Annotated in this window: 19 protein-coding genes and 1 tRNA gene; 4 read left to right on the forward strand and 16 right to left on the reverse strand. The window is 66.1% G+C overall.

Annotated features, from left to right (window positions below; genetic code table 11):
- Positions 1 to 12: 12 nt before the first annotated feature.
- Positions 13 to 1,563, forward strand: coding sequence for an amino acid permease (locus ACFVUS_RS00525; RefSeq protein ID WP_387760980.1), 1,551 nt, complete (start codon positions 13 to 15; stop codon positions 1,561 to 1,563).
- Between the two features lie 6 nt (positions 1,564 to 1,569).
- On the opposite strand, the gene ACFVUS_RS00530 is transcribed toward ACFVUS_RS00525, so the two are convergent.
- The 8 genes from ACFVUS_RS00530 to ACFVUS_RS00565 all read right to left on the reverse strand — a co-directional run bounded on the left by ACFVUS_RS00530 (position 1,570) and on the right by ACFVUS_RS00565 (position 9,800).
- Positions 1,570 to 2,334: a 3-oxoacyl-ACP reductase gene (locus ACFVUS_RS00530; RefSeq protein WP_387760981.1), complete on the reverse strand. Its 765-nt coding sequence runs from the start codon at positions 2,332 to 2,334 to the stop codon at positions 1,570 to 1,572.
- A 9-nt stretch (positions 2,335 to 2,343) separates the two neighbouring features.
- Complete coding sequence (locus ACFVUS_RS00535) at positions 2,344 to 3,708, reverse strand: aldehyde dehydrogenase family protein (RefSeq protein ID WP_387760982.1); 1,365 nt, start codon at positions 3,706 to 3,708, stop codon at positions 2,344 to 2,346.
- Positions 3,705 to 4,484 (reverse strand): gamma-glutamyl-gamma-aminobutyrate hydrolase family protein, encoded by a 780-nt coding sequence (locus ACFVUS_RS00540; protein WP_387760983.1) that lies wholly within the window; start codon positions 4,482 to 4,484, stop codon positions 3,705 to 3,707. The genes ACFVUS_RS00535 and ACFVUS_RS00540 overlap by 4 nt, the downstream gene beginning before the upstream one ends.
- Positions 4,465 to 5,829, reverse strand: a complete 1,365-nt coding sequence (locus ACFVUS_RS00545; protein WP_387760984.1) for a glutamine synthetase family protein — start codon at positions 5,827 to 5,829, stop codon at positions 4,465 to 4,467. Before ACFVUS_RS00545 ends, ACFVUS_RS00540 begins: the two co-directional genes overlap by 20 nt.
- A gap of 76 nt (positions 5,830 to 5,905) precedes the next feature.
- Complete coding sequence (locus ACFVUS_RS00550) at positions 5,906 to 6,946, reverse strand: helix-turn-helix domain-containing protein (protein WP_387760985.1); 1,041 nt, start codon at positions 6,944 to 6,946, stop codon at positions 5,906 to 5,908.
- Positions 6,947 to 7,125: 179 nt separating this feature from the next.
- A complete protein-coding gene (locus ACFVUS_RS00555) occupies positions 7,126 to 8,499 on the reverse strand; it encodes an MFS transporter (protein WP_387760986.1) in 1,374 nt (457 codons plus the stop codon).
- A 55-nt stretch (positions 8,500 to 8,554) separates the two neighbouring features.
- On the reverse strand, positions 8,555 to 8,770 hold the full coding sequence (locus tag ACFVUS_RS00560) for a heavy-metal-associated domain-containing protein (protein WP_387760987.1): 216 nt from the start codon (positions 8,768 to 8,770) through the stop codon (positions 8,555 to 8,557).
- A gap of 127 nt (positions 8,771 to 8,897) precedes the next feature.
- Positions 8,898 to 9,800 carry a ketopantoate reductase family protein gene (locus tag ACFVUS_RS00565; protein ID WP_387760988.1) on the reverse strand — a complete coding sequence of 301 codons (903 nt, stop codon included), beginning with the start codon at positions 9,798 to 9,800 and terminating at the stop codon, positions 8,898 to 8,900.
- 161 nt (positions 9,801 to 9,961) lie between these two features.
- On the opposite strand from ACFVUS_RS00565, the gene ACFVUS_RS00570 reads away from it, so the two are divergent.
- The 3 genes from ACFVUS_RS00570 to ACFVUS_RS00580 all read left to right on the forward strand — a co-directional run bounded on the left by ACFVUS_RS00570 (position 9,962) and on the right by ACFVUS_RS00580 (position 12,758).
- Entirely contained in the window at positions 9,962 to 11,287 is a 1,326-nt protein-coding gene (locus ACFVUS_RS00570) for a DUF2786 domain-containing protein (protein ID WP_387760989.1), read from the forward strand.
- An 80-nt stretch (positions 11,288 to 11,367) separates the two neighbouring features.
- Positions 11,368 to 12,525, forward strand: coding sequence for a serine hydrolase domain-containing protein (locus ACFVUS_RS00575; protein ID WP_387760990.1), 1,158 nt, complete (start codon positions 11,368 to 11,370; stop codon positions 12,523 to 12,525).
- 159 nt (positions 12,526 to 12,684) lie between these two features.
- Positions 12,685 to 12,758, forward strand: a tRNA-Pro gene (locus ACFVUS_RS00580).
- Positions 12,759 to 13,215: 457 nt separating this feature from the next.
- Here ACFVUS_RS00580 and ACFVUS_RS00585 read toward each other — a convergent pair.
- The 8 genes from ACFVUS_RS00585 to ACFVUS_RS00620 all read right to left on the reverse strand — a co-directional run bounded on the left by ACFVUS_RS00585 (position 13,216) and on the right by ACFVUS_RS00620 (position 20,795).
- Positions 13,216 to 13,515 (reverse strand): hypothetical protein, encoded by a 300-nt coding sequence (locus ACFVUS_RS00585; RefSeq protein WP_387760991.1) that lies wholly within the window; start codon positions 13,513 to 13,515, stop codon positions 13,216 to 13,218.
- A gap of 177 nt (positions 13,516 to 13,692) precedes the next feature.
- Positions 13,693 to 14,649: a helix-turn-helix domain-containing protein gene (locus ACFVUS_RS00590; RefSeq protein WP_387760992.1), complete on the reverse strand. Its 957-nt coding sequence runs from the start codon at positions 14,647 to 14,649 to the stop codon at positions 13,693 to 13,695.
- Between the two features lie 249 nt (positions 14,650 to 14,898).
- Entirely contained in the window at positions 14,899 to 15,876 is a 978-nt protein-coding gene (locus ACFVUS_RS00595) for a CorA family divalent cation transporter (protein WP_387760993.1), read from the reverse strand.
- A gap of 85 nt (positions 15,877 to 15,961) precedes the next feature.
- On the reverse strand, positions 15,962 to 17,119 hold the full coding sequence (locus tag ACFVUS_RS00600; RefSeq protein ID WP_387760994.1) for an MFS transporter: 1,158 nt from the start codon (positions 17,117 to 17,119) through the stop codon (positions 15,962 to 15,964).
- On the reverse strand, positions 17,116 to 17,985 hold the full coding sequence (locus ACFVUS_RS00605) for an NAD(P)-dependent oxidoreductase (protein ID WP_387760995.1): 870 nt from the start codon (positions 17,983 to 17,985) through the stop codon (positions 17,116 to 17,118). Before ACFVUS_RS00605 ends, ACFVUS_RS00600 begins: the two co-directional genes overlap by 4 nt.
- 98 nt (positions 17,986 to 18,083) lie before the next feature.
- Complete coding sequence (locus ACFVUS_RS00610; protein WP_387760996.1) at positions 18,084 to 18,662, reverse strand: TetR/AcrR family transcriptional regulator; 579 nt, start codon at positions 18,660 to 18,662, stop codon at positions 18,084 to 18,086.
- Between the two features lie 54 nt (positions 18,663 to 18,716).
- Positions 18,717 to 19,958: a class I SAM-dependent methyltransferase gene (locus ACFVUS_RS00615; RefSeq protein WP_387760997.1), complete on the reverse strand. Its 1,242-nt coding sequence runs from the start codon at positions 19,956 to 19,958 to the stop codon at positions 18,717 to 18,719.
- A 12-nt stretch (positions 19,959 to 19,970) separates the two neighbouring features.
- Complete coding sequence (locus ACFVUS_RS00620; protein ID WP_387760998.1) at positions 19,971 to 20,795, reverse strand: SDR family NAD(P)-dependent oxidoreductase; 825 nt, start codon at positions 20,793 to 20,795, stop codon at positions 19,971 to 19,973.
- Positions 20,796 to 20,864 lie beyond the last annotated feature (69 nt).

The raw sequence follows: 20,864 nt of genomic DNA on the forward strand, positions 1-20,864 counted from the left end.
GCGGGAGTCTGCATGAGCGTTGAACAATCCCAGTCCGATGACGAACGACGGCTGGCCGAACTCGGCTATAAACAGGAACTGGCCCGATCGTGGTCCGGATTCTCGAACTTCGCCATCAGTTTCACCATTGTCTCGATCCTGACCGGCGGGCTCGCCAGCTACGGCATCGGGCTCTCCAACGGCGGACCCATCACCATGGCGTGGGGCTGGCCGCTGGTATCGGTGATGGTGCTGTTCGTGGGCCTGGCGATGGCCGAATTGGCCTCGGCCTACCCGACTTCCGGCGGACTGTACTGGTGGGCCTCGGAATTGGGCGGGCCGATCTGGGGGTGGTTCACCGGATGGTTCAACCTCATCGGACAGATCGCCGTCACCGCCGCAATCGATTACGGCGCGGCCATTTTCACCACCGTGGTGCTCAATGTGATCGGACTCGATATCGGAACCGACCGCACCGCAATCTTTTTGGTGTTCGCCGGAATTCTGGTGCTGCACGCGGTGCTGAATGCCATCGGCCCGCATCTGTCGGCGGTCATCAACAATATCTCCGCCTGGTGGCATGTCGGCGGTGTGGCGATCTTCGTACTGGTGCTCGGCATCGGCGCGGAACACCATCAGAGCGTGGGGTTCGTCTTCACCCAGACCGTGGACAACAGTTCGGTCGGCTTCGGCGGGGTCGCGTTCAGCTTCCTGCTCGGTCTGCTGCACGCGCAGTACACCTTCACCGGCTATGACGCCTCGGCGCATATGTCGGAGGAGACCCATGACGCCTCGCGGATGGCGGCCAAGGGGATCATCAACACCATCATCGTGTCCGCGGTCGCCGGTTATCTGCTGATCATGGCGGTGACCTTCGCGATTCCCAACCTGGATGACGCGCTGGATCCGACCAAGAACAGCGGCTATCCGGTGATCTACATCCTGGAGAACTCGCTCAGCTCGTTCTGGTCCGGACTGCTGCTGATCATCGCCGCCATCGCCCAATTGTTCTGCGGCTACGCCTCGGTGACGGCGGCCTCGCGCATGCTGTTCGCGTTCTCGCGGGACGGCGCGGTGCCGGGTTCGGCGCTGTGGTCCAAGCTGTCGGCGCGCAAGGTGCCGGTGAACGCGGTGCTGTTCGTCTCGGTATTCGCGTTCATCCTGCTGATTCCGTCGATGCTGGTGCCCGCCGAGAACGCTCCCACCGCGTATGCGGCGGCCACCTCGGTCGCCACCATCGGGCTCTATATCGCCTACGGCATTCCGATCCTGTTGCGGCTGCTGAACGGCAGTCGATTCCACACCGGGCCTTGGCAACTCGGCCGCTGGTATCGCCCGGTCGGGATCATCGCGCTGATCTGGATCGTATTCATCAGCCTGCTGTTCATCCTGCCGATGGATGATCGCGGCTATCCCTGGAATGCCGAATTCACTTGGAACTCGGTGAATTACGCCCCGATCGCACTGGTCGGCGTGGTCGGCGCGATCGCCATCTGGTGGTTCGCCTCGGCCCGGCGCTGGTTCACCGGGCCCAAGCGGACCGTCGAGGAGCCGCCGGGGGCGCAGGCCCCCGTCGGCTCCTGAATCTCACTACAGCGGCGTCACATACGCGCCGGAGATACCGCCGTCGACCAGGAACTGCGATGCGGTGATGAAGGAGGAATCGTCGCTGGCGAGGAATGCCACGGCGGCGGCGATCTCCTCCGGCTCGGCGAAACGCCCGGCCGGAATGTGCACCAGGCGGCGGGCCGCGCGCTCGGGATCCTTGGCGAACAACTCCTGCAACAGCGGGGTGTTCACCGGTCCCGGGCACAGCGCGTTGACGCGAATGTTGTCGCGCGCGAACTGCACTCCGAGTTCACGGCTCATCGACAGCACGCCGCCCTTGGAGGCGGTGTACGAGATCTGCGAGGTCGCCGCGCCCATCACCGCCACGAACGAGGCGGTATTGATGACCGAACCCTTACCGCGCTCCAGCATGTGCTGAATCGCGTACTTGCTGCACAGGTACACCGAGGTCAGATTGACCTCCTGCACCCGCTTCCACGCCTCCAATCCGGTGGTGAGAATCGAATCATCCTCCGGCGGTGAGATTCCCGCGTTGTTGAAGGCGATATCGAGTCCGCCGTAGGTGTCCACCGCCGTCTGGAACAGCGCCCGCACCTGTTCCTCATCGGTGACGTCGACCTTCACGTACAGCCCGTCGACCTCCGAGGCCGCGGCCTGCCCGGAAGTGGCGTCGATATCCGCGACAACGACTTTCGCGCCCTCCCGGGCGAACCGCTTGACCGTGGCGAGCCCGATGCCACTGCCGCCGCCCGTGACGACCGCGACGCGATCCTGTAAGCGCTGCAACGTATCTCCTTAATTGTCGGTGGCGATGAAGACGTTCTTGATCTCGGTGAAGGCGCGGGCGGCATCCGGGCCGAGCTCACGGCCCAGACCGGACTGCTTGTATCCGCCGAACGGCGTCCAATACCGCACGGAGGAATGCGAATTCACCGACAGGTTCCCGGCCTCGACACCCCGGGCCACCCGCAAGGCGCGGCCCACATCGGAGGTCCAGATGGAGCCGGACAGGCCGTATTCGGAATCATTGGCGATGCGCAGGGCATCGGCCTCGTCCTCGAACGGCAGCACCGCCACCACCGGGCCGAATACCTCCTCGGTGAGGAGGCGGTCATCGGGGGAGGAGGGCAGCACAACCGTTGGCGGGAACCAGAATCCGGGACCCTCGACGCGGGTGCCGGTGAAGGCGATCTTGGTGGAGGGCTCCAGGAATCCGGCGACCCGCTCGCGATGCGCGGCCGAGATGAGCGGACCCATCTCGGTGGCCGCATCGGCGGGATCGCCGACCCGCACACCCTGCACCGCCGGTTCCAGCAGCTCCAGGAAGCGGTCGAAGACACTGCGCTGCACCAGAATTCGGGATCGCGCGCAGCAGTCCTGACCGGCATTGTCGAAGACACCGTAGGGTGCGGTGGCGGCCGCCTTCTCCAGATCGGAGTCGGCGAACACGATATTGGCGCTCTTACCGCCCAATTCGAGCGTCACGCGCTTCACCTGCTCGGCGCAACCGGCCATGATGCCCCTGCCCACCTCGGTGGAACCGGTGAACACCACCTTGCGCACCGCGGGATGGGTGACGAAACGCGCGCCCACGACCGAGCCCTTACCCGGAATCACCTGAAAGACGTTGTCCGGCAAGCCCGCCTGCGTCGCCAGCTCGCCGATGCGAATGGCGGTCAGCGGGGTGAGTTCGGCCGGTTTGAGCACCACGGTATTGCCCGCCGCGAGCGCCGGACCGAAACCCCAGGCCGCGATCGGCATCGGGAAATTCCACGGCACGATGATGCCGACCACGCCGAGCGGTTCGTGGAAGGTGATGTCCACGCCGCCGGCGACCGGAATCTGATTGCCCAGCAGGCGTTCCGGCAATCCCGCGCTGTAGTGCAGCACATCGCGGGCATTGCCCGCCTCCCAGCGCGCATTGCCGATGGTGTGACCGGCATTGCGCACCTCTAGCTGCGCCAGGTTCTCCAGATCGGCGTCGATCGCCTCGGCGAACCGGCGCAGCAGGCGCGCGCGATCACCCGGCGCGATATCCCGCCAGCCCGGCAGCGCCCGTTGCGCCCGTTCGATCGCGGCGTCCGTGGCGGCCAGATCGGCCGCCTCCACCGTCGCCACCACCGATTCGGTCGCGGGGTTGATCACCTGGGTCGTTGTCACCGATTGCGCTCCCTTCCATAGCGTGTCGCCTGTGCCACCAGCGCCCGCATGAGGCGGTCGTCGGCGGAGTTCTCCTCCGGATGCCATTGCACGCCCACCAGAAACGGCGCACCGCTGGTCTCCACCGCCTCGATGGTGCCGTCGGCGGCATGCGCGGTGGCGGTGAGACCGTCCGCGAGCACGTCGATCGCCTGATGGTGATGACAGTGCACCTTCACCTCCGCCCCGGCGATGGTGGCCACCTGCGAGCCGGGGGTGGTCCGCACCGTGGTCACCCCGAAAACGCCCGGCGTGCGGGCGTGATCGGTATGCCCGAGCACATCCGGAAGATGCTGGTGCAGTGTGCCGCCCAGCGCGACATTCACCAATTGCAGTCCGCGGCACACCGCCAGTACCGGCATGCCGACCGCCCTGGCCAGCTCGAACAGTTCGAACTCGGACGCGTCCCGATCCCGTCGCAGCCCCCGCGTCGCATCGTGCGGCGCGGCGTCGTACCGCTCGGGATCGATATCGGCTCCGCCGGTGAGCACCAGCCCGTCCAGTCGCTCGATCAACTCCGGCCGCGCGGTTCCGCTGGGCGGCAGCAACACCGGTATGCCGCCCGCCCGCTCGGTCATATCGACATAGGTTCGCGACAGCACCGCGGCATCGACATCCCAATGTCCGAATCGCGTGCGCTCGGAATAGGTGGGCAGACCGATCAGGGGCCGCCGGGACTGCGCGGAGCCGCTCGTGCCGCTCGCGCTGGAGAGCCCTTCAGAGTCGTTCGAATCCACGCACCCGCTCCCAATCGGTCACCGCGGCGTCGAAGGCGTCCAATTCGACCTGCGCCGCATTCCGGTAGTGCCGCACCACATCCTCGCCGAACGCCCGCTGCGCGATCTTGCTCTCGCCGAACAGGCGTGCGGCATCCCGCAGCGTATGCGGTACCCGGGGCCGCTGCGACACGTAGGCATTGCCTTGGAACTCCGGTTCCAGGGGTAGCTGCTGTTCGATGCCGTGCAATCCGGCGGCGATGGTGGCCGCGACAGCGAGGTAGGGGTTCACGTCCCCGCCCGGCACCCGGTTCTCGAACCGCAGCGCGGGGCCGTGCCCGACCACGCGCAGCGCACAGGTGCGATTGTCGCGGCCCCACGCGACCGCCGTCGGAGCGAAGCTGCCCGCTTGAAATCGCTTGTACGAGTTGATATTTGGGGCGAGCAAATAGGTGAACTCGCGGAGGCATTCGAGCTGGCCCGCCAGGAACTGGCGCATGAGCGGTGAGCCGCCGTCGGTCTCGTCTCCGGCGAATACCGGCTTACCCGAGCCGTCCCGCAGACTCAGGTGGATGTGGCACGAATTGCCTTCACGCTCATTGTATTTCGCCATGAAGGTGAGGCTGCGCCCCTCCTGTGCGGCGATCTCCTTGGCCCCGGTCTTGTAGATGCTGTGGTTATCGCAGGTGACAAGTGCCTCGTCGTAGCGGAACGCAATCTCGTGCTGGCCGGGATTGCATTCGCCCTTGGCGGACTCGACATACATTCCGGCCCCGGACATTTCATTGCGAATTCGCCGCAGCAGCGGTTCGATCCGAGCCGTCCCGAGCATCGAATAGTCGACGTTGTACTGATTCGCGGGCGTCAGCTCCCGGTATCCGCCCCGGAACGCCGCCTCGTAACTGTCGTCGAACACCAGGAATTCGAGCTCGGTTCCGGCATAGGCGTACAGCCCGTGTTCGGCCAGCCGATCCAGCTGCGCCCGCAAGACCTGGCGCGGCGAGGCCGCCACCGGCTGCCCGCCCGAATCCACCTGCTCCACATCGCAGAGCACCAGCGCGGTCCCCGGCAACCACGGCACCAGCCGCAGCGTCGACAGATCCGGCCGCAGCACGAAATCCCCGTACCCGGTGTCCCATGAGGACATGGCGTACCCGTCGACCGTGTTCATCTCCACATCCACGGCCAGCAGATAATTGCACGCCTCGGTGGCCTGATCGAGCACCTCCTCCACGAAATACCGTGCGGAACAACGCTTTCCCTGCAACCGCCCCTGCATATCGGTCATGGCCACCAGCACGGTGTCGATCGCCCCCGCCTCGACCTGCCCCACCAGCTCCGCAACACTCAGCATCCCGGTTCGCATCAGTGACCTCTCTCGACGGCAACCGCCTCACGCTAAGCGAACCGACGCCCCGCCCGTGCCCGAATCCGCAAGGAGATCACCGCGTGTCGCGGGGATCCGCCGGACCGCCGTCCAGGTACCGGATCCAGCCGGGAAAACGCACCGAACCCACACCGAATGCCTGAATCGAGACGATGGATTCCACCCCGGTCCCGGAATCGCGCAGCCGCAACATTTTCGGATCCTCGAAGTAGAACGGTTCGGCCTCGGCCCAGCCGCGCTCGAACTCGGGGAACCTGCCCAGATCGGCGAGCAGGTCCACGAACGCGTCCGGACGATGCAGCGCACCGGCCATACCGCGTAACCAGCCCATCAGGAGAGCGAGCGCCTCATCACGGTTCCCGATCGACTCCTTCGAGCGGTCGGTCTCCAGGTACCAGTGCAGCAGGCTGCGGGATTCGAGGACGCCGGGATGCGCCGCCGCGAATGTCGCATTGCAGGCCAGCACATGCAGCCGGGCATCGATATACGCGGACAACCCCTCCCGCCGCATCATCCTCCGATGCGCCGCACCGGAAATGGCCTCGCGCAACTGACGCGGCGACGGAGCGCCATTCATACTCACCCCGGCCAGATCGAAACACAGCCGGCGCTCCGCCGGACTGACCAACCGCACCCGATCCAGCGAAGCAAGCAGTGCGGCGAGCACCGCCGCCCCGGGCCGATCCCGCCGCCCACGCTCGAGATGCGACAGATAACTGACACTCACACCGCTGGTGACAGCCAGCGACTCCCGGGAAATACGCCGGGACACCCGCAATTGACGCAACGTATCCCCGAAGCGGGGCGGCTCCGCGCGATCGAGGGCATACGACTCCGATGGCTGCGCATAGTCGACTCCTCGCGGCAGAAGCAGCGATTGCGCACCATCGCGTGCGCGCGGCCGCGACTGCGGGTTGCCGCGCGGCGCTGGAGCACGAAGCGTCGGCGTGTTGTCGTGTGCCTGGGAGGCTCGCTGCGGTTGTGAGCTGGTGCGCGGCGATCGGGGATAGAGCGGTTGTGGGGTTTCGCGCGGTAGTGATCGCGAGTTGTCCGGCGGCGGCGCGAGGCGGAGCGATTGCGGATGGTGGGCTGGCACGATGCCTCCGAACGTCGAGGTGGGCGGTCGGTACGAGCTCGGTGGCTGGAGCTCTCGTGTCAGCGTTCCGCAGTGGCGGTTTCGCCCGCCTCACACTCGGCGGGTGAAATCGCGCCCGAAAGGCCAGTTCACACCGGCGGCCGTGGCCATTGCCGGGCTGCCGGTGTGCGACTGTCCTCTCATGCGGCCAGCACCGGTTGCCGATGATCGGTGCTCGGCCAGCGCGGGTGCTCGGCATCGATGACGTAGGCGTGCGTGTGCTCGTACAGGCGATCGGTGATTCGGATGGCATCGGCCAGTCGAGCCGGGGCGATGGTCCCCACCTCGTGCAGGTGGGTGAGCTCCGCCGGATCATGCCGCGGCCACATCCGCAGTGCCACCACGATTCCCGTCGCGGCGAGACCCGCCAGGGTTATCCAGGTGATGGTGAAACCGGCTGCGGTGGTGAGCCATCCGGCGATCGGATAGGTGAGCAGCCACGCCAGGTGCGAGAGCGAGAACTGCGCCGCGAATAGCGCGGGCCGGTCGGCGGGCCGGGCCGAGGCGCGCAGCACCCGTCCGGTCGGGGTGAGTATCGCGGCGGTGCCGGCGCCGGTGACGGCCCACACCGTCAGTGCCGCGACCCAACGCCAGTCGCCCGAGTCCGCCAGGGACAGTGCGATTGCCGCCGCGAGAGCGGTGAACAGCGTCGCGGCTCCGGTCAGCATGACGGGCCGTGCGTCGATCCTGTCCAGCAGGCGGGGGAGGGCCAGTGCGATCAGCATCGTCCCGAAACCATTGGCGGCCAACAGCATCGCCACACCGGTCTGGGTACCGCCGAGCGTATCGCGGACGTAGTTGACGGTATTCACCATGATCACCGAACCCGCCGCCACGACAACGAGATTCAACCCGAGCAGTCCGCGCAGTCGCGGAGTCGCCGCGAAGATTCGCATGCCGACGGTGAGTCGCTGCCGGAAATCGCCCGCCGAGGTGGCTCGGACATCCGGGATGCGCGTGCCGAGCACCAGGCCCGCCGAAATCACGAATCCGATTGCGGTGCCGATGAACAGCCAATGGAAGCTGATCAACAGCAGCGTCGCGGCGGCCAGCATGGGACTGAGCAGCGTCTCCATGGTCGCGGCCAACTGTGCCGCCGACAGCGCGCGGGTGTACTCCCGCTCATCGGGCAGGATATCGGGGATGATCGCCTGATAGGTGGGTGTGAAAGCCGCGGAGGCGGTCTGCAATACCGCTATCAGCGCGTAAATCTGCCACACCTGATCGATGAACGGCAGCGCCAGCACCACCACCGCGCGAATCACATTGAGCCCGAACAGAAACAGCCTGCGCGGCAGCCGATCGGCATAGGCCGCCACCACCGGCGCGACCGTGACGTAGACGAACATCTTGATGGTGAGCGCCGTGCCGAGCACGGCCGCCGCATCCGCGCCCGCCAACTCGTAGGCGAGCAATCCCAGTGCGACAGTGGTCAATCCGGTCCCGAACAGCGCCGAGACCTGCGCCGTGAACAGCCGCAGATAGTCCCGGTTCCGGAGCAGCATGGTGATCATCGAACGGTCCTCCCGTCCGCGTCACCGGGCCGATCCCGATGACGCGGACTTCACTTCAGCCTTTGGCTATCCGGTAGCCCAGCTGCTCGACAGTGGCTTGAATCAATGCGTCGTCGCCCGCCCCGAAAACATCCATCCGCCCGGTGGCAAGCTCGATCCGAACGCCGTCGACCCCGGCGAGTTTCCCCACCGCGGCCTCGACCTTCCCGACGCACCCGCCACACGTGATCCCGGAAACCGTGTAGCTGCTGCCGTTCGCGTCGCTGCTCATAGCCGTTCTCCTTGCGCTCCACGGGCTGCCCCGTCACAGCGGAACCTCCGCTGCCGACGACTATAAGCGCATACCCCCTGGGGGTATCAATATGACCTGGGTCATACCCGTTGATGTCCCTGCCGGATCAACCGTGTGTGGCTCGTAATTCTTGGACAAGGCGGGTGGCCACTGGGACCGGAATATCGAGGTTGTGCGCCGCGCGGAGCAGTGCGCCGCCGATCGCGTCCAGTTCGATCGGGTGGCCCGCTTCGGCGTCGCGCTGCATGGAGGATTTGGCCTGCGGTGGGAAAGCGTTGTAGCGGGCCAGGACCTGGGTTGCGTCGATGGGCGCGGCGTGCGCGCGGGCGACGGTCACCGTTTCCGCGACCAGGGCCGTCAGCTCATCGGCGTGCCGCGTTCTGATATCGCCGAGTGGGACCGCGTATCTGGTGGTGAGCAGGGCGAACGGGGCCAGGAAGGACATTTTCGCCCAGAGCGCGGCGGCCTCGTCGCCGAGAATTCGCACCGCGGGTCCAGCGGTGGCGAGCGCATCGGCCAGCGGTTTCACTCGCGCGTCCGGGACCGTCTCATCGGTCAGATCGATCTCGGCGAACGGGCTCGCATGCTCGATCACCCCGGGCGCCACGCGGGTCGATTCGACTCGAATTATGCCGGGGGACACTCGATCCGGGCGATAGAGGTTGCGCAGCAGTGCCGGATGTTCGACGCCGTTCAACAGGGGAACGAGGAGTCCGTCGCCGAGTGCCTCGGGCGGGATGCGATCCAAGGCCGCGTCCAAGCTCGTGTGTTTCACCGCTATGAGGCAGGCGTCCACGGGCTCGCGCAGCTCGGTATCCGCCTCCACCCGCGCCGTGAAATCGCCGAATTGCGCACTGCGGACCTGGATTCCATTGTCGCGCAGGCTCTCCGCCGTTTTCGCTCCGGCCAGGCAGATCACCCGATTGCCGGCTCGGGCCAGCAGTGCCGCGAGCAGTCCACCCACGCCACCCGGACCCAGAATCGCAACTGTCAGTTCATTGTTCGCCACGGCGAGTTCCTTTCACCGGTCGGCCCCTGGGAAAGGTGGCCGCCACCAATCGAGTATGGCCGATCGGTCCGATGGTCCGGCCACTGCGGCCCCGCGACGCCCCCGGAACCTCGTGAAATAGGGTCGGCGGGTGACAGGGATCCACGCGCGGGCCGGCGACCATGGCTAAACCGAATCGCAAACATCGCGCGGCCAAGCAGCGGGCGCAGCAGAGCGATGCCGAATTCTGGGCATCGGTGGGTGTGCCCGAGGACAGGCAACCGACTGTCGCGGAATTCGGTAATGCGCTCATGACCGCCGCGATGCAATCGGCGCAGAGCGGAGCGCAGAGCAAAACCGCGCGCGGAGACGTGGCGGTCGCCAAACGCTTCGGCACGCTGTTCGCGGGGGACGGATCGCTGCGCCCAGAGGTCGAGCACGGTACACAACTGGCAGGTCAGCGCGTTCTGGCCAGGGTCTTCGAGAACGGCTGGCTGCCCGCGGACGTCGCGCAATCGGCGCAACGACGGCTCGATCCCTTCGCCATCGGTTTCATCACCGATGCGGTGGCCGCCTATATTCGGCCCTTCGCGCCCGTCACCGTCGACGAAACCTGGCTCACTCAACTTCGTGAATTGAACGCGGAAGTCTGGTGGACGGATGCCTCGCCGCATCTGTCCCAATGGGCGGCAAAACACATGCTGACCCCGGCGGAGGCCCTCACCGCGGTCATCGAGGCGCTGGCGCTATTGATGCTGCTGCCGAAAATGGAACTCATCCGGCCATTGCCCGGCACCGCCCGCCCGACCGCCGATATCCCGCACCACGTCGACGAAAAGGTGCTCGGGCGGGTTCGCGGTCTGCTCGCCAAAGCCGAGTCGACCTCGTTTCCCGAAGAGGCCGAAGCGCTTTCGGCCAAGGCGCAGGAATTGATGACCAAATACGCGCTCGATCGCGTGCTGGTCGACGCCGATACCGCCGTACCCGATCTCCCCGGAGCCCGTCGAATCTGGCTCGATACGCCGTATACGGACGCCAAAGCCCTGCTCATCGACGTGGTGGCCAATGCCAATCGCAGTCGCGCCATCTTCTTCGCGGAATGGGGCTTCGTGACCATCGTCGGCGATGAGGGCGATCTCGACGCCGTCGAACTGCTCTCCACCTCGCTGCTGGTGCAGGCCACCCGGGCGATGATCGCCAGCGGGAACGCCGCAACCGATGCGGCCCGCAGGCGGGTGTTCCGCAAGGCGTTCCTGGTCGCCTACGCCACCCGGATCGGTGAACGCCTGGCTGCGGCGACCGCCGCCACCATCGCGGAATCCGTTGCGCCGGAACGTCTCCTACCGGTTCTGGCCTCGCACCAACTCGTCGTCGACACCGCCTTCGACGCGTTGTTCCCGCAAGCCCGTAACCGCGGCATCGCCATTCGCAGTGCCGAGGGCTGGGATGCGGGCCGCGCCGCCGCCGACCGCGCCCGCCTGGACTCCCGCCGTCCCCTCGATAGGTAGGGGTCGTCGGGGGAGTTTCGGGGTGCGCATAGGACTTGCGGCCGATGTGCCCGCCACCCCCGCCGTGTGACCCTCGATCCATGACGTCGAAGCTGCGAGCGAGTCGAATCCTGGTGGGCGGCGTAGCCCTGGCATGCGCGCTGGCCGCATGCACCTCCGGCGCGGAACCCGCTGCGCCCCAACCCCTCTCGGATTCGAGCCGCGCCGAGGTGCAACGCGCGCTCGACGCCGTGGTCGCCGCGGGCATCGCCGGGGTCCGCGTGGTGGTCACCGAGAACGGCCAGGAATGGACCGCTGCCTCCGGCGTCGGAAACGCCGACACCGGCGCACCGTTCCCCGCCGATGCCCGCGTCCGAATCGGCAGCAATACCAAGACTTTCGTCGCCACCGTGGTGATGCAATTGGTGGCCGAAGGCAAAGTGGACCTCGACGCCCCCATCGAGCGCTACCTCCCCGGCGTGGTTCAGGGCGACGGCATCGACGGAAATCGCATCACCGTCCGAAACCTCATGCAGCACACCAGCGGCCTCCCCGAATACCTGGAAATGCCGCAGCTGGACGGCGACTACGAAACCATGCTCACCCAGCACTTCAACCCCGCCGACCTGGTCCATGCCGCCCTGACCACCATGCCCGCGCATTTCCCGCCCGGCGAGAAAGCCGAATACAGCAACACCAACTATCTGATAGTCGGAATGCTGATAGAGAAGATCACCGGCAACCCCTATTCCGACGAGGTCACCCGCCGCATCATCACCCCCCTCGGTCTGAAAGCCACCTACATCCCCGCCCCCGGCGAGGTAGACCTCCGCGACCCCCACCCCCAGGGCTACGAAGCCGCGGACGGTCACCGGGTAGACCTGACCCGCCTCGATACCTCCTGGGCATCCTCGGCGGGCGCCATGGTCTCCACCGGCGCCGACCTCAACCGCTTCTTCACCGCCCTGCTCTTCGAAAAACTCCTCGCCCCCACCCAATTGACCGAAATGCAAAAAGACCCCAAACCCCTCACCAACCGCCCCGCCGGCATCAACTACGCCCTGGGCCTGGCCAACCTCACCGTCCCCTGCGACAAACAGGTCTGGGGCCACGGCGGCTCCATCCCCGGCTTCAAAACCTCCGACGGCATCACCGGCAACGGCCGAGCCGTAACCCTCATGGCCAACCAACGCTCCGACACCCCCGCCGCCACCACCGCCCTCCAACAAGCCTTCAACACCGCAATCTGCACCCCCTGACCCCACCCGTATACCCCTTGCCCCAGACCACGATTCACCCCCAACCAAACCCACCCCCCACCCCGCCCGAATCGCCCGGCACCAGCCGATTTGGAGGAACAGGGGGGTCCTGATGTAATCTCATCGAGCACGAAGCGCAGCGGAGTGCAAGAAGTACCACGGGCTGTGGCGCAGCTTGGTAGCGCACTTGACTGGGGGTCAAGTGGTCGCAGGTTCAAATCCTGTCAGCCCGACATATGAAATCCCCTCCGACCTCGGTCGGAGGGGGTTTTCCTTTACTTGACCAGCCGGAGATGGTGGCCATTTGATGGCCGTTCGGCGCTTCCAGGTGCAGTGACAGTAGGTTCCCGGCGTTCTGGAACGCTGCCGCATTCGGGTGTAGGTAGAGCTTGGTGACCTGTGGATCGGCCAACCAAGTGGGCCCGGTATGCCGGAGGTTGTGTCGGCGGAGATGTTCGTGGCCGAGTTCGGCGACCACGTCAACTGGTCGAGCGGCGCGATGAGTGCGCTTCAGCCGCGCCTCATCTGGTGCGACCGGGGAGGTTGATCGTGGCCGCGTGGGCGACGTCGTTGTCGAACATTAAGTCTCCGCGTGCGGTCGTCCCTGAAAACGCTTTCCTGCAAGGACGTTTGGCATGGGAGCCAGGTGAAGTGGTGTCGCTGGCAGCCGTCGGCGATTTCGGTTGCGACCTACTGTTCGGGGCGATGGGTGTTGGCGGAGCGGGCTTGTTCGACCAGGCGGGCGAGGTCGCGGGAGAAGCGTTCGGCTTGGGCGATGGTCATGCCTGCGGCGTAGTAGCCGCCGAAGGAGATTTGGAGTTGGTCGATGCCGTCGGCGGTGGTGAGGTACATCGACAGGTCTTGGGAGAAGGTGGCGGTGACTGTGGATCGGAATCCGGTGTGCACGTGCGGTTCCGCGTCGATTTTGCCTGCTTGGACGCACCACGCGGGGCATGGGCCTGCGCTGTGATCGTCGTTTGTGCTCGTCACGCGGGAATCAACCTCTCGCCAGCGGTCGTACGGCCCGTTGTGTTTGGGCTGTGCAGGCGCTGGAAATACTGTAGGGCAACAACTTTGACCGTATATGCCGAGGCGGAGATGCGCCGCGCTCGTGTGGATATGTTGTCGGGGTAGGTCAGGCGGGCGATGGCCGGTATGCGGCGGTGGTCACCATCCGCGCAGCGTCTCCTGCGCGCGCGAGTGCAGGCTGATCACGTTGTCGGGGATCTCGGCGGGCGGAACGTTCCAGCCGAGGCCGCGGCGGTCGCGGTCGACGCCGACTCCTCGGGCGAGACCGACCTCGGCCATGACGTAGGTCTCGTACTCCTTCGGCGGGTGTATGTCGTGTTTGCACCGCATGGTGAAGTGGCGAGGTTTCCCGGTGCCGGGATCGAGCATGATGACCTCGGGGTCGTAGATCTTCTCCTCGGAAACGCCGGTGCGCCAGAGGTCTTCGAACAGCTCGCGGTTGATGGCGACGCATTCACTGCGGATCTGCGCCATCCGGGTCGGCTCCACGATCCCGAGTCCCATTGTCTTGAGCAGCCAGACCAGGCGGGACAGGACGTCTTCGATATTGACGATCCGTCGGTCACCGTCGGTCATTGCCCGCAGTTGCCATGCGATGACATTGACCGGCCGGTCCGCGGTGAACGGCGCGGGGGCGAAGTCGGGCAGTATCTCCGCCGCCCGGTAGTTTCGCGCAACCATGTCGTATTGCGGCATCAGATGCAGATATGCCGGGGCGTCTATTGCTTCCAAATGATCGAAGTCGTCTTCGGTCAGTGTGGGTGGCCATTCACCGAGACGTAATCGATGGGCTCTGGTGAATACCAATGATTGGATTTTGCGCATTGCCCAGAACGGAAGTTCCAGCACATCGAAGATCTGCTCGAGAGTCGCGGTGTCGGGGAATCGAGTTCCGCGTTCCCAGCGCGAGTAGGTTTCTTCCTTGGTCTGCAGCCGAGCGGCGACAAAAGCCTGGGTGAGCCCGAGCTCGGTGCGGCGTCGCTGCAGGTAGCCGCCCATGACCTGGCGCCGAATGCGTTCCGGCCAGAGGACAGGGTCGATCGAGCTGAGTTCCCGGCCCGCGTTGGCGGCGCCGGAGTCGAACGGTTGTGACACTGGATCCTTGCTTATCGTGCTTCACGACGGCCGTTGCGCTGCGGGCAATGACGGTTGCGGTTCCGGCTGTCGCGATCGTGATTGGATCTTGATCTAACCATAAAGCCCGGCACCCCCTTTACCTCGGCGGCGCGGATGCCCATGATTCGGTACACCTGACAAAAGAATATTGTCGTGCCGAGTCTTTATAGCCCGAAAGCGAGATCGACAGTGGCAGTGCGTAATCGCAACGCGGGCGGTCGGTAGGCGTCAGAGCCAGCCTTTGCGGCGGAAGAGAGCTTGGACCAGGGCTGCCAGGGTGATCATCACGCCCAGTGCGGCGGGGTAGCCGTGGGACCAGGAGAGTTCGGGCATGTGCTGGAAGTTCATGCCGTAGATGCCGGCGACGAGGGTGGGGGCCGCCGCGGTGGCCACCCAGGCGGAGATTTTTCGCATGTCCTCGTTCTGGCGGATGCCCACCTGGGTGAGGTTGGCGTTGAGGACGCCGTCGAGGAGTTCGCGGCGGGCGGTGACGCGGTTGTCGATATGGCGGAATTGCCGGTCGATTTCGCGCAGTGCCTGTTCGCCTACGTTCACGCCGTAGGGGTCCTCGGCGATCCAGGCGGGCAGGCGGCGGCGGACCAGGCGTTCGAGTGGTTCGTCGACGAGGGGGGAGGTGGTTTGCTCGAATTCCATCAGGAGGCGGCGCAGGCGGTAGATCTGTTCGACCGGATTCTCGCCGTTGGTCGAGAAGACTTCTCGTTCAACCTGTTTGATCTCGCGGTCGAGGTGATCGAGCAGGGTCAGGTAATCATCGATGATGAGGTCCAGGACGACGCGGAACGCGGCGAGCGGGCCGCCGGCGAGTTCGGAGTCGGCACCGGGCTCGGTGGGCGGGGGAGTGAGGTCGCCGCCGATGGTGACGATGAAATCCCTTCCGACGGCGACCAATACGTCCGCGACGTCGATGGAGGTGTCCGCCGGGTTGTAGTGGCCCGTGGTCATCGCGACGATCACGGTCTCGCCGTGGACTTCCACCCCGGGCCGTTGCAGCGACCGATGAGCTTTCGTAAGCGGGACCGGATCCAGCCCGACCGCGTCGTGCAGCCGGGCCAGATCGTCATCGTCGAGATCCCGCACCCCGATCCACGCGAACGCCCCCGGTGCGCGCTGGTCGCGGGTCGAATTCGTCGCCTGGAGACCGGGCAGCGACCGCCCATCGAGGTAGACGGAGTCAACGGTGATCATGTGGGCATTGTGCCGGGTCTCGCGCGACGTGGCCAACATCGCGCAAGCCCTTTCTGGTCACCGGTTCAGCACCACTGATCCACCGTCACCGGGTCGCGGCCACCGCCAGTGCCGCGAGTGCGATGACCGCGGCCGCGCCGGGCAGCGACTGGGTTCCATTGCCCTGCAACAGGATTCCTCCGAGCAACCCGCCGCCCGCGACCGCGAGGTTGAACACCGTCACCAACATCGATTGCGCGACATCGGCCTCGGCGCCCGCCGCTTTCCCGATCGCCGCCTGCAACAGCGTGGGTGCACCGCCGAAAGCCAAGCCCCAGGCGATGATTCCGATGATCGCGACCACCGGTGCGGTACCCGCGACGGCGAGCACGCCGGTGGCGAGGGCGAACACCCCGAGGCTGACGAGCATCGTCGCCCGCAGCCGGGTGTCGACCAGCGTGCCGGTGGCCCAGATACCCGCGATGGCCGCCGCGCCGAAGATGAGCAGCATGAGATCGGTGCGCTGTTGCAGACCGGAGCGGGCCAGGAATGCCGATATGTAGGTGTAGAACACGTTGTGCGCCAGGATCCAGAGCAGAACAACGGCGAGTACCGGGCGTACACCGGGGATGGTGAAAACCTGTCGCAGAGCCAGGCGATCGCGGACGTCCTGGCCCGGCTGATCGGGCACCGCCGCGCGAATCCACACCAGTAGCGCCGCCGCGAGCGCCGAGGTGATCCAGAACGCGGCGCGCCAATCCATGAGCCCACCCAGCCAGGTGCCCAACGGCACGCCCAGGGCCAGGGCGATCGGCTGTCCGACGCCGACCACCGCCAGCGCACGGCCCTGCGCGTGTTCGGGCACCAGGCGGCGCGCGTATCCGGCGAGCAGTCCCCAGATCACCCCGGCCGCCATGCCCGCCGCGAAGCGCGCGGACAGTGTGAGCGCGTAATTGGACGATGCGGCGGTCACGGCATTGCAGACAACCATGCTCGCCACCGCGGCCGAAAGCAGTGGGCGACGGCGGATTCCACGGGTGGCGGTGATCACCGGGATGGCGGCGGCCACCGAACCCAGTGCGTAGAGGGTGACGAGTTGACCGGCCTGGGATTCGGATACGCGGAGTCCGTCGGCGATATGCGGCAGGAGTCCGGCGGGCATGGTTTCGGTGATGATGGCCAGGAATCCGGCCGTGGTGAAGGCGAGCAGTTTGCCCACGGGCAGACGGCTCGGGGCGGTCGTGGCAGCCGTGGCGCTGGTCATCGCTCTGCCACCCGGCCACCCAGGATGGAGGCGGCCATATCGGCGGCGGCATGCCCCGCCTCGGCGACCCGGCGGAACCGTTCCAGTCCGGCCGCGCTGACATCGACCGCGATTCCGGCGCGCGCGGCAGCGTCGACAATGAGCTGAGAGTCCTTGACCGCGTTGGCAATCGAGAACGCCGCGGAGAAATCGCCGAGCAGTGTCGCGCCCGCCTTCGACTGGAGGAAACCGCTGTCCAGCGGTCCGCCCGACACCGCTTCGACGACCAGCTTCGGGTCCAGCCCCAGCGCCCGGGCGAGTGAAAGGCTTTCGGCGATACCGTGGGTGAGCGCGAACACCAGGCTGTTCACCGCGAGCTTGAGTCGGGTCGCCGCACCGGGCAGTTCGCCGATCCAGAGGGTACGACCGCCGATCGCATCGAAAACCGATGCGGCCGTGTCCCGTTGGCTATCGGGCCCGGCGGCCAGGACAACCAATTGGCCGAGTTCGGCGGGCCGTTTGGTGCCCAGCACCGGCGCGTCGTAGAAGACCAGCCCGCGCGATGTGGCGAAGGCGGCCAACTCGTCCATATCGGTGTCGCCGACCGTGCTCAGTTGGATCCACACCGTGCCCGGTGCGGGCGCGGCGGCGTCGATCACCTGCCGTACCGCTGTCGCGTCGGTGAGCACGGTGACGATGACCTGGGCACCGGATACCGCCTCGGCCGCGGTGTCCGCCACGTGAATTCCGTCTTCGGCCAGGGGCTCGGCACCGGCGCGGGTCCGGTTCCACACGCGAACGGTGAAGGCCTGCCGCAGATTTCGGGCCACCGGCGCACCGATGATGCCGGTGCCGAGAACGGCAGCGGTCGGGGATTGCGCTGTCATCAAGATTTCCTCACTGATTTGTACTGATCGTTCCACTATGCGGGTAGCGCAAGGCCACCGAGGTGAAAGTTCTTTCAAGAGAGCGGGATTCGCACCCGCTAGAGCGATGCCAGCGCGGTCTCGACGGTGCCGATCATGGTCTCGCGATCCGCGGTCTTACCGAGCACCCGCAGCCCGTACATGACGGTGAGCAGATACGCCGCCAGTGCGCGCGGATCGCGATTCGCGCTGATCTCATCGTCGCGCCGCGCCCGTTCGAGCGCTTCCTGGAAGGCGTCCTGCATTCGATCGAAGATGCGGCGCACCTGGGCGGTGGCCTCCGGATCGCTGCCGCCGAGTTCGACGATGGAATTGACCGCCAGGCAGCCCCGATTCGCCGGAACGACGCCGGATTCCTCGTCGACGACCGTCATCAGCACGGTGCGAATGCGTCCGCGCACGGGTCCGTCCCCGCCGAGCAATTCGACCTGGCGCGCGGTCCATTCGCTCTCGTAGCGGCGCAATGCCTCCATGAACAGCTGGTGTTTGCCGCTGAAGGAGTGATACAGGCTGCCTCGCCCCAGCCCGGTGGACTCCACCAGATCCTGGGCGGAGGTGGCCGCGTAGCCCTTGTTCCAGAACGCCGACATGGCGGCGTCGATCACATGATCGGTGTCGAATCCCTTGGGGCGAGGCATGTCCGGAACAGTAGCACGTACTTTAACGAGTGTTACAAAAGATCCCGGCTCGAATCAGGCGCGACGGTGCGCGACGGTGTGGGTGATGCCGATATTGTCGATATCGCAGCTGACCACGGAGGTGGCGGCGAACAGCCGCCAGGCGCGGGCGCGTTGTTCGCCGACAATGGTGACCATCTCGTCCCAGTTGTCCTCGATATTGCGGAGCCAGGCCAGGTGACTGGCGGTGAAGTGGGTGCGAAGGTTCTCCACGGTGGCGATCTCGAACCCGGCCGATTCGAGGGTGCTGATGGCCGAGTCGCGGGTCGGGACATCGATCTCGGGGAAGATATACGCGGTGATGAAGCCGGAACCGCGTTGGAACAGCCGCCCTCTGGCGGACGCGGTGATCTCGTGGCAGAAGATCCGCCCGCCCGGGCGGACCAGGTCGTGCAGGGCGCGAGCGTGCTGGGCGCGACCCCGGGTGTCGAGGTGGAAGGTCATCTCGATGCTGGAGACCGCGTCGAAGGGACCGTCGGTGACATCCCGGAAATCACAGAGGCGGAACTCGGTGCGATCGCCGACCCCGGACTCCTCGGCCCACCGCTGAGCATGGGCGACCTGATTGCGGGCCAGGGTGACCCCGACCACCTCCACGCCATAGTGTTTGGCGGCGTGCACGGCCAATGCGCCCCAGCCGCAACCGATATCGAGCACTCGCATACCCGGTTGCAGTTCCAGGCGCTGACAGATCCGGTCCAGCTTGGCGATCTGCGCTTCCTCCAGATCGATGGGCTGGGCGGGGTTCTTCCAGACCGCGCAGGAGTACACCATGGTCGGTCCGAGCATGAGCCGATAGAACTCGTCGCTCAGGTCGTAGTGATGGCGGACGGCTTCGGCGCCGCGCGAGGTGGTGCGCCGGACCTCGGACGCGGGCGGCGGCACCGGCAGACCGAGCAGGCCGTTGCGGAGTAACCACCCGGTGGTGCCGGCCGCGGCGACCGCTCGGGCGGCGAGGGGCCGGATCCGGCGAGCCAGGATATCGTCGAATGTGGTGTCGGCGGCCAGCATGAATTCGCGCATGAAATCGACCAGGCTGCCCTCGACTTCGAGATCACCGGCGATATAGGCGCGCGCGACGCCGAGATCGTTCGGCCGGAACAGTATGCGGCGCAGTGCCTTCGGATCGCGCAGTACGACGACGGAGCCTTCGGTTCCCGCGGTGCTGTTGTCCCACAGGCGAAGTCGTAGCCGTAGCGGACGGCCCGAGACTTTCTCGGCGGCGCGCAGGAGTCGCTGTGCTTTGTTGTTCGGCATGGTGTGCGCTCCTCAGCGGTATACGGAATCGGCCAGTCCCGAGCGCAGCCACGGCAGTACCAGGTGCCGCAGTGCGGGGAAGAGCAGTGGGCGCGGGATGGTGCGTCCGCCCCAGGCCTGTAGTCGTGCGGTGCGTCCCGGTGTCACGGCGCGCCGCCGCGCGAACAGGGCGGTCAGTCCGGCGCGAGCCACCTGGTCGGTGGATATCGCGGTATAGGAATTCTCGCGTTCCGCGGATACCCCGCCCACCCGGTAGAACTCCGTGCGCACCGGGCCCGGCGATAAAAGCGTGCAGTTCACTCCAGTGCCGTGCAGCTCGACGTGCAACGCCTCCGCGAAGTTGTTCACGAAGGCCTTGCTGGCGGCATACGCGGCGGCCGTCGGCACCGGTTGCACACCGGAGATGGATCCGGTGAATAGAATCGCGCCCTCGCGGCGAGCCAGCATTGCGGGTAATACCGCAGTTGTAAGCTGCTGTACCGCAATGATATTGACCAGCAGCATGGCCCGTTGCGCTTGCGGATCCGTGCTCGCCACCTCGCCGCAGACCGCGAATCCGGCGTTATTGCACAGCACTGCCACCTCGCGCGTGGCCAGCTCGGCACACAACTGTTCGCGGTGCGCGGCGTCGGCCAGATCGCAGGGGATGACCTCGGCCTTCGTACCGTATTCGCCGCGTATCCGGCTCGCCAACGCCTCCAGTCGATCGGCCCGGCGCGCCACCAGCATGGTCGCGTACCCGCGTTCGGCCAGTTGACAGGCCAGTGCCGCACCGATTCCCGACGAAGCGCCGGTGATCACCGCCCAGTTGCCGCTATTCGGTCCACTTTTCACCATAAATGACTCCCGGCCGCTCGAGTACGGTCAAAGGTACTGTGCGGTAATGGGTTTCGGGAACCGAGCGGG

It is taken from the genome of Nocardia sp. NPDC058058, assembly GCF_042885355.1.
Lineage (GTDB): Bacteria > Actinomycetota > Actinomycetes > Mycobacteriales > Mycobacteriaceae > Nocardia.

What these genes read in the sequence shown, in the direction of transcription:
- ACFVUS_RS00600 (WP_387760994.1), bottom strand. Translation starts at nt 17,119, where the DNA reads ATGACCAGCGCCACGGCTGCCACGACCGCCCCGAGCCGTCTGCCCGTG.
- ACFVUS_RS00570 (WP_387760989.1), top strand. Translation starts at nt 9,962, where the DNA reads ATGGCTAAACCGAATCGCAAACATCGCGCGGCCAAGCAGCGGGCGCAG.
- ACFVUS_RS00605 (WP_387760995.1), bottom strand. Translation starts at nt 17,985, where the DNA reads ATGACAGCGCAATCCCCGACCGCTGCCGTTCTCGGCACCGGCATCATC.
- ACFVUS_RS00560 (WP_387760987.1), bottom strand. Translation starts at nt 8,770, where the DNA reads ATGAGCAGCGACGCGAACGGCAGCAGCTACACGGTTTCCGGGATCACG.
- ACFVUS_RS00555 (WP_387760986.1), bottom strand. Translation starts at nt 8,499, where the DNA reads ATGATCACCATGCTGCTCCGGAACCGGGACTATCTGCGGCTGTTCACG.
- ACFVUS_RS00615 (WP_387760997.1), bottom strand. Translation starts at nt 19,958, where the DNA reads ATGCCGAACAACAAAGCACAGCGACTCCTGCGCGCCGCCGAGAAAGTC.
- ACFVUS_RS00525 (WP_387760980.1), top strand. Translation starts at nt 13, where the DNA reads ATGAGCGTTGAACAATCCCAGTCCGATGACGAACGACGGCTGGCCGAA.
- ACFVUS_RS00620 (WP_387760998.1), bottom strand. Translation starts at nt 20,795, where the DNA reads ATGGTGAAAAGTGGACCGAATAGCGGCAACTGGGCGGTGATCACCGGC.
- ACFVUS_RS00595 (WP_387760993.1), bottom strand. Translation starts at nt 15,876, where the DNA reads ATGATCACCGTTGACTCCGTCTACCTCGATGGGCGGTCGCTGCCCGGT.
- ACFVUS_RS00610 (WP_387760996.1), bottom strand. Translation starts at nt 18,662, where the DNA reads ATGCCTCGCCCCAAGGGATTCGACACCGATCATGTGATCGACGCCGCC.
- ACFVUS_RS00545 (WP_387760984.1), bottom strand. Translation starts at nt 5,829, where the DNA reads ATGCGAACCGGGATGCTGAGTGTTGCGGAGCTGGTGGGGCAGGTCGAG.
- ACFVUS_RS00575 (WP_387760990.1), top strand. Translation starts at nt 11,368, where the DNA reads ATGACGTCGAAGCTGCGAGCGAGTCGAATCCTGGTGGGCGGCGTAGCC.